10 protein-coding genes are annotated in these 15,248 nt (G+C 56.8%); 2 read left to right on the forward strand and 8 right to left on the reverse strand.

Annotated features, from left to right (window positions below):
* Positions 1-165: 165 nt before the first annotated feature.
* The 4 genes from ACOVRA_RS07880 to ACOVRA_RS07895 all read right to left on the reverse strand — a co-directional run bounded on the left by ACOVRA_RS07880 (position 166) and on the right by ACOVRA_RS07895 (position 4,503).
* A complete protein-coding gene (locus tag ACOVRA_RS07880; RefSeq protein WP_421719804.1) occupies positions 166-1,437 on the reverse strand; it encodes a DUF5690 family protein in 1,272 nt (423 codons plus the stop codon).
* Positions 1,438-1,458: 21 nt separating this feature from the next.
* Entirely contained in the window at positions 1,459-2,292 is an 834-nt protein-coding gene (gene phnX / locus ACOVRA_RS07885) for a phosphonoacetaldehyde hydrolase (RefSeq protein ID WP_421719805.1), read from the reverse strand.
* 5 nt (positions 2,293-2,297) lie between these two features.
* Positions 2,298-3,419 (reverse strand): TIGR03364 family FAD-dependent oxidoreductase, encoded by a 1,122-nt coding sequence (locus ACOVRA_RS07890; protein WP_421719806.1) that lies wholly within the window; start codon positions 3,417-3,419, stop codon positions 2,298-2,300.
* A 148-nt stretch (positions 3,420-3,567) separates the two neighbouring features.
* Positions 3,568-4,503 carry an alpha/beta hydrolase gene (locus ACOVRA_RS07895; protein ID WP_421719807.1) on the reverse strand — a complete coding sequence of 312 codons (936 nt, stop codon included), beginning with the start codon at positions 4,501-4,503 and terminating at the stop codon, positions 3,568-3,570.
* 283 nt (positions 4,504-4,786) lie between these two features.
* Here ACOVRA_RS07895 and ACOVRA_RS07900 point away from each other — a divergent pair, with 283 nt between their 5' ends.
* Positions 4,787-7,156, forward strand: coding sequence for a TonB-dependent receptor (locus ACOVRA_RS07900; protein ID WP_421719808.1), 2,370 nt, complete (start codon positions 4,787-4,789; stop codon positions 7,154-7,156).
* A 189-nt stretch (positions 7,157-7,345) separates the two neighbouring features.
* Complete coding sequence (locus tag ACOVRA_RS07905; RefSeq protein WP_421719809.1) at positions 7,346-9,604, forward strand: M28 family peptidase; 2,259 nt, start codon at positions 7,346-7,348, stop codon at positions 9,602-9,604.
* A 65-nt stretch (positions 9,605-9,669) separates the two neighbouring features.
* Here ACOVRA_RS07905 and ACOVRA_RS07910 read toward each other — a convergent pair whose 3' ends face one another.
* From ACOVRA_RS07910 to ACOVRA_RS07925, 4 genes are all read right to left on the reverse strand, one after another.
* Positions 9,670-10,296, reverse strand: coding sequence for a DUF1013 domain-containing protein (locus tag ACOVRA_RS07910; protein ID WP_290807420.1), 627 nt, complete (start codon positions 10,294-10,296; stop codon positions 9,670-9,672).
* A 166-nt stretch (positions 10,297-10,462) separates the two neighbouring features.
* Positions 10,463-12,808: a S8 family peptidase gene (locus ACOVRA_RS07915; RefSeq protein ID WP_421719837.1), complete on the reverse strand. Its 2,346-nt coding sequence runs from the start codon at positions 12,806-12,808 to the stop codon at positions 10,463-10,465.
* Positions 12,809-12,874: 66 nt separating this feature from the next.
* Positions 12,875-14,722, reverse strand: a complete 1,848-nt coding sequence (gene recQ, locus ACOVRA_RS07920) for a DNA helicase RecQ (protein ID WP_421719810.1) — start codon at positions 14,720-14,722, stop codon at positions 12,875-12,877.
* Positions 14,723-14,753: 31 nt separating this feature from the next.
* Positions 14,754-15,212: a hypothetical protein gene (locus ACOVRA_RS07925; protein WP_421719811.1), complete on the reverse strand. Its 459-nt coding sequence runs from the start codon at positions 15,210-15,212 to the stop codon at positions 14,754-14,756.
* Positions 15,213-15,248 lie beyond the last annotated feature (36 nt).

Here is a 15,248-nt window from a genome sequence, read left to right on the forward strand (position 1 = left end):
GATTCCGCGGCCAGTGGATTGACCTTAATGCCATCCTCATTGGCACGAGCTTGGGTTAACTCATATGTTACCAAGGTGGATGTCGTGAGTTCGAATCTCATCGCCCGCTCCATTTTTCTTTTATATTCTGGATGCATCAAGCGGCGCTGATCGCGCCTCGGTGCCTCACCGCGTCAAGCGTTTGCGGAAATAGAGCGCTGAAGCGCAGATGCCAACAAAGCCGATGAGGCCGACACCATAGGCGGCTTGGATGAAAAACGGCACCCATGCGAGTTGGATGTTGGCGAAATTCTTGGCGAGCAAGAGACCGATACTGCCGACATATCCGGCTGCATCGGCAACATAGATCAAGAAGCCCGCCGTTGCGACTTGCCCGCTGGCGGCCACAAGTCGATCAAATAAGACCGTATTAAAGGGCGTGTAGGCCGCATAAAGCCCTGCGCCCACCAAGATCATCCACGCGATCGGGCCGATGAGCTGAGCTTGGAAGGCCAAGGTCGATAGGCCAATACAGGCAAAGCCTGCTGCCAAAATGCCGTGCACAACCAGAAACGCGTTCCGATTATCCTTTATGACCATCAGCGAAGCGAGAATAGTCAAGGCGACGACGGCAACGGGTAGCTCTGATAAGGTGAAGAGTGCCGCGCCATTGGCTTGGCCAAGGTCACGCCAAATCTCAGCGGCGAAATTGTCGCGGAAATCGCGAAACGCCGTCAAGAAGACATAAGCGCCCACCAAAAGAACGAGGCCGGGGGCATAGGCGAGCATAAAGCCATTTCGCTCTTTGGGTTGCATCGGAGCGCGGCGCACGCGCTGGGCTTGGTCCTCTTCCGATGGCGGCGGCAAAAGCGACAGACCCCACACGGCCAGAAATAATAGCGGGAAGAACAAGGCCCCAGTGGCAGCAGGCATCCAGAATGGGCTGACGGCCAACTGGCTCATCAGCAGACTGCCAACAGACTTTACGATGCCGGACGAAACAATGAAACTCGCGCACAGGATCGCACCCAATGCTTCGGTTGTTCGCCGTCCCTCAAGAAAGCTGAACACCAAGCCCCAAATCAAACCCAGTGGCAGGCCATTGAGAAACAAGGCTGCGACATTCCACGGTGCCGGGAGGATCGCAAACACAACAAGCGCCAACCAAGATAGGCCGATCAATGCCAATATAGCCCACCCGCGCTTGGACCCATCCAACTCTGCAATCACTTTGATTCCAATGAATTTTGACAACGCATAACCAAGCACTTGGGCGATCACCAAGGCGATCTTGTAATCCAGCACAAAGGTCCAGCCTGCAACATCTTCATAGGTCGCCGCCGAGAAAGGCTTGCGGAAGGCATACATTGAAAAATAAGCGCAGAAAGCAACGACGCCGCCATAGGCAATAAAAAGGGCTGGGTGAGCACGAGATAAATACGCTTGAACTCGACCCATCAATGTCCCCAACCCGTCTAATTAGCCCGTGATGGAAGCATCCAAAACGATGTTGCTGCCCGGGACAAGCCCTTGAGCCATTGCATCTGCAATGATCGAGAGCGCGGAAGGCAAGTCAGCAACCGTGGCAATCACCACATCCGCCCTTGCCACGACAAAGGCTTCGGCGGCTTTGGCAAGTTTCGTGCGGCGCTCTGCTTCAGAAAGCGCCGAATAAGCTTCGGCATCTAGGCCCAATTCATTACCTGAGCCGGCCAACCCAACGGTCCACATGCCGGCCTCACGGCCCGCGTGAATGCCCACTGGAGCGTCATCAACGGCAACACACGCACGTGCCGGCCAGACCCCGAGATTGATCATAGCTTGCCACAGCATAAAGGGTGCAGGCCGCCCCTCGGATGTATCACCGGCACATAGGATTGTGGCAGGCTCATACCCCTGTGCATGCGCCCGCCTAGCAACTTCTGTCATCATGGTTGGCGTATAACCGGTCGACGAGCCGACTTTAATGCTCGATGCGGTTAGGGCCTGAAAAACGTCCAACGCTCCCGGGATTAGCGTGCTGGCTTTTGCAGCAGCTTCGGTCATGGCAGGCTCTAACCCGATCATTAAGTGATCTGCGTCGAGGGGGCCCGGCTGTTTCCCCTTTGCGGTCAGCCAGCGGTGCTGCACGTCTGGATCTTCGAACATGGCCAAGACATGCTCACGCTTGGCTTTGCCCATATGGGCGCGCACTTCGGCCTCAGTCACGGGAACACCGGCGGCGTCAAAAACTGCCTGCATGGCGATTACAGGGGCGCGGGAACCAAAGTCGACCATCGTCCCGGCCCAGTCAAAAAAGACAGCTTTGATCATCTGGTTCACCCCAACGCGTCCTGAACAACTTTTTCACCAATCCCAAAGGCTGTCGACATGCCCGCGCCAGTCGTCACAACGGTCAGCCGAACTTTCGGCTCTGGCGCGGCCACAAACCATTGTTGCCCGGGAGCTGTGGCGTAGGTTCCGATCCAACGCTCGGACACCTTTGGTGTGGGCACGTTGAAGACTTTGGTGAACTCATCCAAGATCAAATGCTCAAACGATTGGGACGCGAATGGCCTTTCAGCTTGGCCATAGAGGTGGCTGTCGCCGACAACCAAGGAACCATCGGCACTTTGAACTACGATCAAATGCACGCCAGCCGCCAAATGCGCCGATTGTTCGCGCTCGAGACAGACTTTGAGCGCCTCTAGGCCCGCTAGGTCGGCATAGCCGCGATAACGAACCAAACCTAAGTCCGACATGATGGCATGGGGTAGAGCAAAGCCCAAAGGCTCTAGCCGCAGCATTTGTAGGGTACACCTCGACACCCCCTGCTCGGTCATCAAGTCTGGATATAGGCTAGAGAGATCGTCGCCGGGGCAAACAAAGACGTGTTCGGCTTTGAAATCGCCTCGGGATGTTGTCACAAGGCCGTCACTCACGTTCAGGACTGAAGTCAAGGTTTCAAAGCGCACGCCCCAGCGTTGCTGAAGCCAATCCGCTATTTGGGCCAAAGCGTCGCGTGCCTCAACCCGTACCTCGTGGGGACTTACCAGAACGGCACTCGGCTTATGAAGAGGAATTTCGCGATGGGTCTCAATGAAAGATTGGCCGGACACCAAAGTGCAGCCTTGTCCCATTTCTGTATCTAGGAAGGATTCCAAAACGGCGGCGGCTTCTGGTCTACGTCCGACCATGGCCAAACCTCTATGCAGAATTGGGATGTGCGCCTGTTCGCAGACTTCCAGCCAAAGCTCCTTTGCACGGCGTGCAAGACCCCAGAACTCGCCGCGCTCTTGGCCCGTAATCGTCACAAAGCCAAAGTTGCGGACGCTGGCACCGACTGCATAGGGCTGTCGATCAAGGACAATCACCGATTTCCCCAGCTTGGCAGCGGCCCAAGCATGCGCAAGTCCGACAATGCCCATCCCAACGACGATGACGTCACTATTTGCCTTCATGTAAAATCCGCCCATCGTCGCATCTGATCGAAGACAAACCTAAGCCGGTTCGCCTTAGAAAGGCTATGGTGCCTTCGTGTGCCCTTCCCCATCCTCAGGCCGCTCATAATTGCCAGTTGTGACAATTGTGACCTTCGACTGTCACCAATCAAGTCATGTCGAAGAAACTGCGATGGAAGCCAAAGCCCAGGATGTTTATGAGCGCGCGTGCATCATGGCCTACGTTTGGCACGATGGTGAACGCATGTGGGATATTCAGACTTAAAAGAAATCGCGAAAATTCCTCGTTGGCCGGGCGCGTGAAGTCGTCGCTGCCAATCGCCATCCGTAATTTGGTCGCCGCCCGCACTGCATCACCATAAATCATGGCCATCCCGCGGGGACTTTCGCGCAAAAACCGGGCTTGATCTTCGCCAAACAGGCGCTGCAACAACAGGGGGCGCAGGGCTGCATTCATGGCGGGACCCTCTTCAATCGTGAGAGTCGTTTGGAGGGGCCCTGACGCCAGCATAGAGACCGCCCCAAAATGGTCGTGATATTTCATACCGAGCCTGCCGGCACCAAACCCGCCCATGCTAAATCCCTCCAAGAGGCGGTGACGGCGCTCAGCCTTTGTCCGGAACTTTGTATCGACCAGCGGCAAAATCTCCTTCATCAGAAGTGACTCAACGGGTGCTGATCCGTCCATAGAGTCGCACCACAGGCTGTCGCGTTGCCCATTAGGCATGACCACCAAGCAGTGTGGCAAATCCCTCCGCTCCATTGCGGCACTGAAAAAAGCGGCCATCGGACGCAAGGAGACCCGGTTGCCTCCTGATCCATGCAACCAATAGAGAGTAGGAAATCTGCGCTCCAAATCGGTGTGATAATGAGGGGGCTTGATGACATGAAAGGAAACATCGGTTCCAACGAGTGCGCTGGAGTAAATTACTCGCTCGACACCCACCACGCCCGTTTCCGGTGTGATCCAGTCCAGCCCAACGCTTTGACCTTGGGCGTTCGCCTGCCCCGCGAAAAGGCTGATGACGCCGCCTGTCAGAATAGCTCTGCGGACAGGTGAAACGGATGCCACCGAAGCTTTCATGGGAATGCTTCCTCCAATCGACGCTTACCTGATCCCGCTACTTCGCTTGAAATTTGTTGAACCGCGTCAATCGCGGCGTCAAGCATTCAGGTAGTGATGAGTTTGAACGGCCTGAAGGTTTGTTTCCGTCGAACGTTAAATCAAGCTCGAAAATTTGTTGGTCGCGAAGGCCCAAGATAGCCATAAAATATTCATCTAACATTCGCGCAATCGTTCATAATCCGTTAAAAAGTCGATAAGTTCAGCGCCTAGAGCCACCCCTTATTTTTCGAAGGGGACCATGATGAAACTTTCCAATTTCCTTGCCAGCACGAGCACGATTGCGATCTCGCTCATGGCTTCGCAGGCAGCTTACGCCCAAACCGCCCAAACCGCGGCAGCGGATACGACGAGTGCTCCAGAATTGGAAATCGTCGTTGTGACTGCGCAAAAGCGAACCGAGAACCTGCAGGACACGCCAATCTCGATCTCTGTTTTGAGCGCTCAAGCGTTGGAAAATCGTGGTGTCAAATCCTTGGTGGATTTGGGCGATGGGGCCATCCCCTCCTTGAAAGTCGCACCTTTCTTCTCGCGCCCCGGCGCGTTGATCATGAACGTACGCGGGATTGGGGTCCTTTCTGACTCCAACCAGCCCGCACGCGACCAAGGTGTGGGCGTGTATGTCGACGGGGTCTATCTGGGCCGCCCACAAGGTCTGGGTACCGCCTTGTATGACATCGAGAGCATCGAAGTCCTGAAAGGTCCACAAGGTACTTTGTTTGGCCGCAACACGGAAGGCGGTGCTGTAAACATCGTGTCCCGTAAGCCCAGCGGCAAGTTCAAAATGACCGCACTGGCCGGCGCGGGCAACTTTGGCTCCTACAAGAGTGAATTGCGTGTCGATTTACCGAAATTTGCAAATATCTCCATCAAGCTGGATGGCGTGATCACAGCTCGCGACGGCTGGGTGGAAAACCCGTTGGTGAGCGCCGAGGACTTTGGTGGATACAAAAAGCGCGGCTATCGTGTCGCTGCTTTGTGGGAGCCGATGGCCAATCTCAGCGTCGATTATGCTTATGATAATGGCTACGACGCGACCACCACCCTCTATCTGCAGCTGACAGAGCCCGGCACCGCCCGTCTGGCCGCTGTGCCGACCGTGCAGGCCAAACGCGCGAAAGTTGCTGGCGTCGGTGTCCCCCAACAGGAAAGCATCGGCAAGACGTGGGGCCATCGACTTGGGATGGATTGGAACATCACGGACAATCTGCGGCTGAAGTCGATCACTTCCTACCGAGATCTCAGCCAAGGCCAATATGATAATGGCAACGCGCAGTCTGGTCTCTTCCTGATCCAAGCTTCTGGCGTGTTCACAGGTCAAGGATTTGCGCGTTATAGCTTGGCAAAGTTCACCCAAGATCAATTCAGCCAAGAAGTGCAAGTAATTGGCGAAACGGAGCGATTGAAATATGTCGGCGGCGTCCTCTTCTATGAAGAAAATGTCGAAGATAACGCGCAGGCGTTTAATACCGCCCAATTCACCGACGCGACCGGATCTGCCTTTACTTACCTTTCCCTGAATTATGCGGCGCAGCGGATTGACCGGGCCAGCCGGGTGAAGACCACCAGTAAAGGCGTGTTCGGCCAAGCGACCTATAACCCAGCTTTCTTGGGCGATAAGCTGCACATCACGCTTGGTGGCCGCTACACGCAGGACAAAAAAGAAGGCTCGCTGTTCACCGTCAACGGTGCACTTCCAGTTGTTAATGGGGTCTCAGGCGCGCGAGCTTTGAATAAGACTTGGGATCGCTTTGATCCCTTAGTGAATGTTTCCTACGACCTGTCGGATGACATTATGGTCTATGTGAAACACAGCAGCGGCTATAAGTCGGGCGGCGCAAACTCTCGCTCGCTTTTCTATTCGCCCTTCAATCCCGAAGCTGTTTCTATGGAGGAGATTGGCGCGAAGATCGAGTTTTTTAACCGCCGCGCGCGCCTCAATCTGGCGGCTTACACTGGGACCTATGAAGATATCCAGCTCGACTTCTCGGCTCAATATGCCCAAGTTGACCCAGTCACGGGCAATCTTCTAACAACGCTTCGCACCACGACCGAAACCACCAATGCCCCTGGCGATGGGAAGCTGAGGGGCTTCGAAGCGGACTTGTCTTTTGCGGCTACAGAGCAGCTCACGTTCAACGCCAGCTATGCCTATAACAAGGTTGAAATCCCTGCCACGGTCAATCCGTTCCGCCAATCAAACGGGCAATTGATCACGGTGCCAATCCCGATCTACCAAGTCTACACGCCTGAATCTTCGGGCAGCGTTTCAGCCGATTACGAACAACCTTTCATGGGGGCGACGATTCAAGCCCATTTGGATGCAAACTTCAGTGACGGCTTCTACGCCAATTATACCGACGTAGCCTATGATCCGGTCACACGGGCGGTCACCGTGCGACAGCCAAAGGGCGAAAGCTCCATGATCGTCAATGGTCGGATCGCCCTGACCGACATCGCTGTGGGCGACGGCGTCGCGACATTCTCGTTGTGGTCACGTAACCTGCTGGATGAAGAGCACATCTTCTACAAGTCGAGAAGCGTTTTAGGTGGCGTCAACGCCTTCTTCAACGAGCCGCGCACCATTGGCTTTGAAGTAAAGCTGAAAATGTAATCGGCTTCAGGCCGCAGACCCGCCCCGACGCAATTAGCCTACATTGATCCCGTTGCCGACCCACAAAGGTCTGCAGCGGGATTTTTCTGCGGGGACAAACACCTTCGGACTGGCCACAATGTCCGCCTGTTTAGCTGGGCACCGGTTTGGCATTTGACCTGCCTCACGCTCTCGTGATTGAGTGTGTCCATGACCCAAACACATCGCCCCGCTCGTCCGTCGATCCAGCTAATGCTAGGTCTCCTCGCCTTGCTCTTGGCGTTTTGTTTCAAGGGCGGATTGACTGCACCCCCAAGTATCTCAGAAACCTTGGCCACGACTGGATTTGATACAAAGGCAGCCATTGGTCGCCTGACGCGCATCTTAGGGGACGAGCGACCTCATCCAGTCGATTCTCCAGCCAATGATCTGGTGCGTGAGCGTATCCTGAGTGAGATCAAAACCTTGGGCTACACACCAGAAGTGCGCGATGATTTTGCGTGTCGAGGTTCGAAGCGTTTTGGCGGCATGAGCTGCGCGCGGGTTCGCAACATCTTATTCCGGGCAGGCCCGTCCGGAGGCGGTGCAGCCTTGATCGCGTCGCATTACGATTCTGTCCCTGCAGGCCCAGGCGCCGGCGACGACGGTGCAGGCGTTGCGGCGACCCTGGAGATTGCCGCACGCCTGGCCGGCCGCAAGCTGTCCAAACCGGTTATCTTCCTCATCACCGATGGCGAAGAAGTAGGCCTGTTGGGGGCTACCTCTTTTGTGCGCAAAGACCCCTGGGCCAAGGACGTGTCCTTTGCAATCAATATGGAAGCGCGTGGCACAGGCGGTCCTGCCATCATGTTCCAAACCAGCATGCCCAATGGCCGCGATATTGCCGCTCTGACTGCCATGCCCGTGCGTACAATCGCAAATTCGATGGCGGCCGACATTTATCGCACGCTACCAAACGATACCGATGCCACCGAGTTTTTGGGCAAAAGCTATGATGTGGTCAATTTTGCCTTTATCAACCCTGTTGCCCGTTATCATACACCCCGAGACTCGCTCGCCTATCTTGAGCACGCTAGCGTTGGGCATATGGGGGGTGCGGCGCTGGCAGCCTTGGAAGGCCATCTGGCGGCAAAGCCAGAAGCCAATGCCCCTGAGGCGCAAGTCATTTACTCAGACGTTTTAGGTCGCTTTATGTTGGTCTTGCCGGTGGCGGTTGGCTATGCCCTGTTGGGATTTGGGCTACTTGCCGCTTTGTTTGCCTATGTTCGCAGCGGACCAACGGGTGCCGCGCGGGCGATGCTTGCGCCGCTGGTCGCCCTTCTTGTTGCCGGCGGTGTCGGCTTTGGCGCGCTTTGGCTAATCGACCAGATGCGCGTCGAAAGCCAATGGTGGTTTGCCACCCCGATGGCCGGGCGGGCATTAGTCTATAGCAGTGGCTTATTAGGTGCCCTCCTCGCCCTTTGGCTCTGTCGCGGGATAGTCGCCACGCGCGTCCTCGCTGGGGCGTGGATTTGGGTGACAGGCTTGTTTTTGGCCCTCTCCATCGTCTCACCAGGCAGTATGATCCTGGCAGCTCCTTCGGCTGGGATCGCTGGGATAGGCTTCTTGCTGACGGCGACAAAAGTGGATCGCGGATTGCTCCTAAAGACGTTTGGCCTTGCCGCCGCTTTCGTTCTGATGGTTTTCATCTTGCCTGCCCTAGACTTTGCTGAAGTCGGTTTAGGCTTAGGCTTGGGCTGGGCGTTCGGAGCTGTCGGCGCGCTCTTAATGCTCTGTGCACTGGTCCCAGTTTGGCAGCCGAGCACGAAGATGGCTGGCGTTAGTTTTCTGACATTGGTGGTGGTTAGCAGTACGCTGGTGTGGGCCGTCTTTGCTAAGGCCTATTCGCCGGACATTCCCAGACCACTGAATGTGCAGCATTGGCATGGTGGCGAAGCAGAAAATGCTTGGGTGCTTGGCCCAGGCGATGAGGCTGCGCCCAGTCCCATGCAAGCAATTGCCCCCTTTAAGCTGGCCCCGCTGAAAAACGGTGATGGCAAGCGCGTTCATGCAACCGCGCCAGTGCCGACCGGTGCCACTGTGCCTGCCCGCATCGAAATCCTCTCTGAAACCAAATCGGCAGAAGGGCGCATTTTGAAGCTGCGCGTGCTGGCCCCGGGCGCAGACGAGGTCGTGCTTTCAATCCCGAAAGAGGCGCAAGTTCGTCGTCTCAGCGGTGGGGCTAATGGCGAATCTGGTGGCGTCGACTTTGATAAGCCCCAGGGTCTTGGTCTGCGCTGTGTCGGGCGGTCGTGCGTGCAATGGGACCTAGAGGTGACACTTGGTACAACCCCGGCGTCATGGATTACATTTGCTAGCGTGCGTGGCTTAGGGCCTGAGGCAACGCCGCTCATCAAAGCGCGGCCGCCCTGGGCCTCGCCAGTTCAAGGCGGAGACAAAAGGGTCACCAATCAAAGCCAGAAAATCTAAGAAAAACCCCTCCCCCGGATGGGGAAGGGCTTTTTAACCAATCAAACCAGCCTTTCGGCTAACGCTTAATACTCGCTCTCATCCACATAGAAGCTGGGCTTCGCTGCTGGCTGCAGGCTTGGGCCTTCTTCGGGATCGATGATGCCAGCTTCAGCTGCGGCCTTAGCGCGGCGCGAGGAGGAAGCTTTGACCAAGGCGTCGAGTTCGATCTGTGTGCACAGACCGATGGTGACGGGATCTACCGGCTTGATTTGCGCGCTGTTCCAATGGGAGCGGCTACGCACGCTTTCAATGGTCGACTTGGTAGTGCCGATCAGCTTGCCCATTTGGGCATCGGTGATTTCTGGGTGATAGCGCAAGAACCAAGCAATCGCGTCTGGGCGATCTTGGCGACGCGATACAGGCGTATAGCGCCCACCGCGCTTCTTAACGGGCGGCAAGTCGAGCTTGCGGCCTTCCAAAGGCTTAATCTTGTGGGTTGGGTCCGCCTCACCGCGGGCGATTTCCTCGCGCGACAATTGTGAATTGGCGATTGGATCCAAGCCACGGACGCCGGTCGCGACATCGCCGTCGGCAATCCCTTTGACTTCCAGCGGATGCAGGCCGCAGAAAGCTGCGATCTGGTCGAATGTCAGGCCGGTATTGTCGATCAACCACACGGCAGTGGCTTTGGGCATCAAGATCTCGTACATGATTTCTGGCCTCCAGATACAAAATCGCCCGGCGCGACGGCCGGGCAAGGGGTCGCGGGCCCCTGCACTTAGGGACCCTATAGGCACAGACATAACGGTCTCTTGCGAATTTTGGAAGCCCGATGACTGTTAGTTGGTGTGCAATCGGGCCAACAAATCCACGGTTCTAGAACCGCGTTGAGGCTCGCACCCGCATCAAGGTCTCCCCATTTGCACTGGCGATATGATTGGGCTGATAGATGTGGGTCAACTCAACCCCTAACCAAGCCGCGGTCTCAGACTCGCCACCCAACAGCCAATCACGGCTAGCGGTCAAGCGCAGCTCGCGCCCCGATGGCACAACATTAATGCTGCGCTCCGACCAAGTCTGGGCGCTGCCCCAGGCCAGGTAAGGGTCGGCCAAACGATAGCGCAGGCTACCCTGTTCAACGCGCAGCGGCTGCTCAAGACCCAAGCGCCACCAGCCGTTGCGCAACTCTTGCGCATAGGTCAAGGACGCTGCGCTGGCATAAATCGGCGCACCCGGCGCAAAGGCTTTGTTACCGGATATATCAGCCATGCGGGCACCTTGGACCCGGGCCGTAAGGCTCGCGCGGTCAGTCAGTGCAAAATCAAACTGCATCCCGACGAACCGGCTTTGGGCGCGGGTGTCATCGTGACGTTGCCCATCGCCCAGCCATGACCCATCGCTCCAGCGCGAACCCAGGAAGCTTCCGTGTTCGGCTAGGCTGCCCATCTCGAGGACACTTGTCAGGCGTTGGCTTTGATGAGCCAGTTGAACAAGAGAGGCGGATTGGCGCGTCGCGGCCATACCGCGCAAGCGGTCAAACCCGCCCGAAGCGTTAAAGGCATGGAGGCTGAAGGCATCCTTGCTCAAGACCAGACCTTGGAAAGATTGGAATTGACCCAATCCCATCAGGCCGAATTGGGTACCGCCGCCTGCGGCATCTCCGGCCAATCCATAGGGACGGGTCGCGGAACCTGCATCTGTTTGTGCCAGAGAAATGGCCAATTTTCCGCCCCAAGGTGCGCCCGAAACGGGCATCAGGGCCCGCACCACTGGGGTTTGCGCAACAACTCGGTCATCCCACACGCCCCAAGCCTCACTCGCCGGTGCGCGCTTGGTGAAGCTCAATAGACTATCGCCAATTTGGGCGGTCTGCTGTGGCTCCGAGGCATAAGTTTCAGCCGTAAAGCCCAAATTTGCTTGTGGACGTAGGCGGTAGCCCAGCGAAACATTGAAGGGGCGTTGATATTCGTCCAACACGGCTGTTGACAGGCCATCTTGCATAAAGGCATCGCCAAAGGCTGGACCCGCTTCGCCATCAAATAAATCAACCCGCACAGCTTGGCCTGATGAACTGCTGGTCGTTGTCGCGCCGAGTGGCGAGAAAGCCCGTTCAAGGTCGATAATGCCGCGCCCGAATGTATCGTCCGTTCCGGTCGTACCGAGATCGCGCGCGGTACGGTAAAGAATATCGACCGCTTGCGTGCCCGTCAGATTGGGGAAGGCTTGGAACAAGAGCGCCAAGGAACCACTGATATGGGGGGCTGAAAACGAGGTGCCGGACAAGCGCCAGCACGATGTTGTATCGCAATCCGCGATGATATCGGTGCCGGGTGCGACGAGATAATTGGTGCGCGCAACCCCTGCTTTCGCGCTGAAGGTGGATAGCGCCTCTGCGGTATCGGTTGAGCCCGCAGCAATGATTAGACCGCGAAAGCGCGGGTCGATCGACAATTGTGCTGGAAACTCTGGGTCAGCGGTCGCGTCATTGCCAGCTGAAGCGACGATGACGATCCCGGCATTGGTCGCGCGCAACAAAGCAGCCGTTAGGGTAGAGCCCGTCGAGGTTGATCCCCCCAAGGACAGATTAATCACACGGACACCGTCGGCAATCGCGGCATCAACACCACGCGCGATATTGGTCTCAGGCAGCTTACAGCCCTTATCGGTCCCTACCTCTTCGCACGTGCCCTCGCGGTCGGCACGATAGCTGATGATGGTGGACTTAAAGGCTACGCCAACTGTGCCAGAACCATTGAACTCATGCGCGATGACGCCGGAAACGCGGGTTCCATGGCGTTCTTCGGCCGCGATGATCTGATTGGGGCGACCGATTTCCATGTCCCGCGACAAGGGGGAGATGTTATTTTTCAGGTCGACCTGGTCAAGGTCGATACCTGTGTCGACAACCCCGACGCGGACGCCGGCACCCGTTGCCCCATACTCCCAAGCCTTAACCGTTTTGATGCCGGCCAAACCCCAACTGCGCGTGTATTCGCGAGACGTAGCTGATGGATAGTCCACGCCAGCAACCAATGCCGGAGGCGGAGGAGGTGGAGGAGGTGGAGGAGGCGGCGGGGGTGGAGGTGGTGGAGGAGGCGGTGGGGGCGGAGGTGGAGAAGGTTGGACGACGCTCCCGCCACCACCACCGCCACCGCCGGCACACGCCGTCAAAAGCACACAGTTTGCAGCAGCCAAGACCAGAAACAACACACGTAACGTCATCACTTTGGGCCTCCTGCCCAGATTACCTAGAGTGACGCTAACAGAATTCTATTTCGGGACCGTAAATTAGGTTGCAGACAAGAGTTTTAGGATCGACTGGCCATACCGACGGGCCTTGGCCTCACCAATTCCAGAGATCATCATCAAAGCCGATGACGTTGTGGGGCGTGCCAAGGCCACTTGGCGTAGGACAGAATCGTGGAACACGACATATGGGGGAATTCCGGCTGCACGCGCGGTTTCCAGCCGCCACGTCCGTAGCGACCGGTAGAGGGTCAAGGTCTCTGGGTCGAGATCATCATCGAGGGCGAGCTTGGCAACCGTACGCTTACTGCCGCCAGCTTGCACCGGATCCTCGCGGGTGAAGACCGGCGTCTCACCCTTCAAAACCGATCGCGCGAGGTCTGGACAGGCGATGGTCAACATTGGAAAACCGTCGCGATTTTGCTCTGCCAGAATCCCGTCAAACAGGAGTTGATCCAGCACCCGACGCCAAGCGGTCTTGTTGAGGCCCTTGCCAATACCAAAGGTCGAACGCTCGGCAAAGCGCGTTTCCAAAGCCCCGTCTGGCTCGGCACCGATCAGATGGGAAATGATGCGCCCCCGCCCAAAACTCTCCTCACAGCGGATGACAGCAGACAAGGCCATCTTCGCCCATTGGCTTGAATCATGGCCCATGTTTGGATTGGTACAGACATCGCATTGCCCACAATCTTGGACATCCGTCTCCCCGAAATAGCGCCGGACGCCACCCCGCCGACACGCGAGGCCATCGAGAAAGCCATAGAGCTGATTGAGCTTGGAGCGCTGAACTTGCTTGACCTCATCGGGTGCAGGCGAGCCATCGATCCGCTCGGCCATGAAACGACGGTCGGAGAAGCCATAAAAGGCAATGCCTTCTGCGGGCAGGCCATCGCGACCCGCGCGCCCGACTTCCTGCCAATAGGCCTCAATACTTTTGGGAGGATCAGCATGGATCACATAGCGCACATCGGGCTTGTCGATACCCATGCCGAACGCGATGGTGGCCACCATCACCACGCCATCTTCTTCTTGAAACCGACGCAAATGCTCGGCCTTCAGATCAGATGGCATCTGGGCATGATAAGCCAGCGCGTGGACACCCTTATCCCGCAAACTGGCCGCCAGTTCTTCGGTTTCCTTGCGTGCCGTTACATAAATGATGCCGCAGAGGTCTTGGCGCGCCAGCACCAGTTCTAGGATTTTGGCGGATGTGCGGCTGTCCTTGCGTCGCGTCGAGAGGATGAGGTTAGGGCGATCAAAACTGGCGACAAATTCGGGGGCATGGGTCAGATGCAACTGGCGGCGAATGTCTTCGCGCGTACGTACATCGGCTGTCGCTGTCACTGCCAAGCGCGGAACACCGGGAAAAGCTTCCTGCAGCGCACCCAAGCGGCGATAGTCAGGCCGGAAGTCATGGCCCCATTGGCTGACGCAATGGGCTTCGTCCACCGCGATCAAGGAAATCGGATGGCGGCTCAAACGCTCGATCAAGGCACCAGACGAGAGGCCCTCTGGCGACACATACAAAATGTCGAGGCGGCCTGCTTCAAGAGCAGTGAATACGGCCTGTTTGTCTTCCCAAGCCATACTGGAATCAAGCCGTGCGGCTCGCACGCCTGCTGCGCGCAAAGCTTCGACCTGGTCGGTCATCAAGGCAATTAGGGGCGAAACAACGATGCCAACGCCGGACCGCAGCAGCGCCGGGATTTGATAGCACATGCTTTTGCCGCCACCCGTTGGCAGCACGGCCAAAGCGTCACCACCCGCCAAGACGTGCGCCACAACATCGGCTTGCAAGCCACGAAATGCGCTATGGCCAAAGACACGGTGAAGCGTAGCCTGCGCATCTTCCATAGTCGGTTCGAGAGGGGGGAGCACTTCAGCCAGCATACCCTCTCATGGGGCGCTTCGAGATCGGACGCTAGCGCTTGGCACTGCGGGCGGCATCTTCTACCAACCGATTTTGAATGGTCTGTTTGGCCTGCTCAATATCTGCGCGCGACGCAGTGACTTCGAGTGGATATTGCCCCTCGGTCGCATTGCAAGTGATGAACGTTCCGTCCTGAAGGTCAAAGCGGCCGACGCGAAACTCCAGCCATCTCAGTTTCACGCCTTTATCGTCGATACCGCCCTTGTCTTCATAAGTTGCCATGTCGCCACTTGTCTTAAACTCTTGGCGCTCAATGACACGATCGCCATTGCGATCCAGAGTAGCAAAGATTTCGCGATCGCAAGGCACCTGCAGTTCAGTTCTGCTCAAACTGCCATCTTTGTCCGCATCTAGCTTTGCAAAAACGTCTGGTTCCGACGCGAGCGCACCAAAGCCGACGAGAGCAATGACGAGGCCGATGGTAATTGGCTTAAATTGATAGAAGGACATCAGAACGCTCCTCAAATAGTTGAGCGAAACTCCTCT

The sequence above is a fragment of the Aquidulcibacter sp. genome (assembly GCF_049239865.1).
Lineage (GTDB): Bacteria > Pseudomonadota > Alphaproteobacteria > Caulobacterales > Aquidulcibacteraceae > Aquidulcibacter.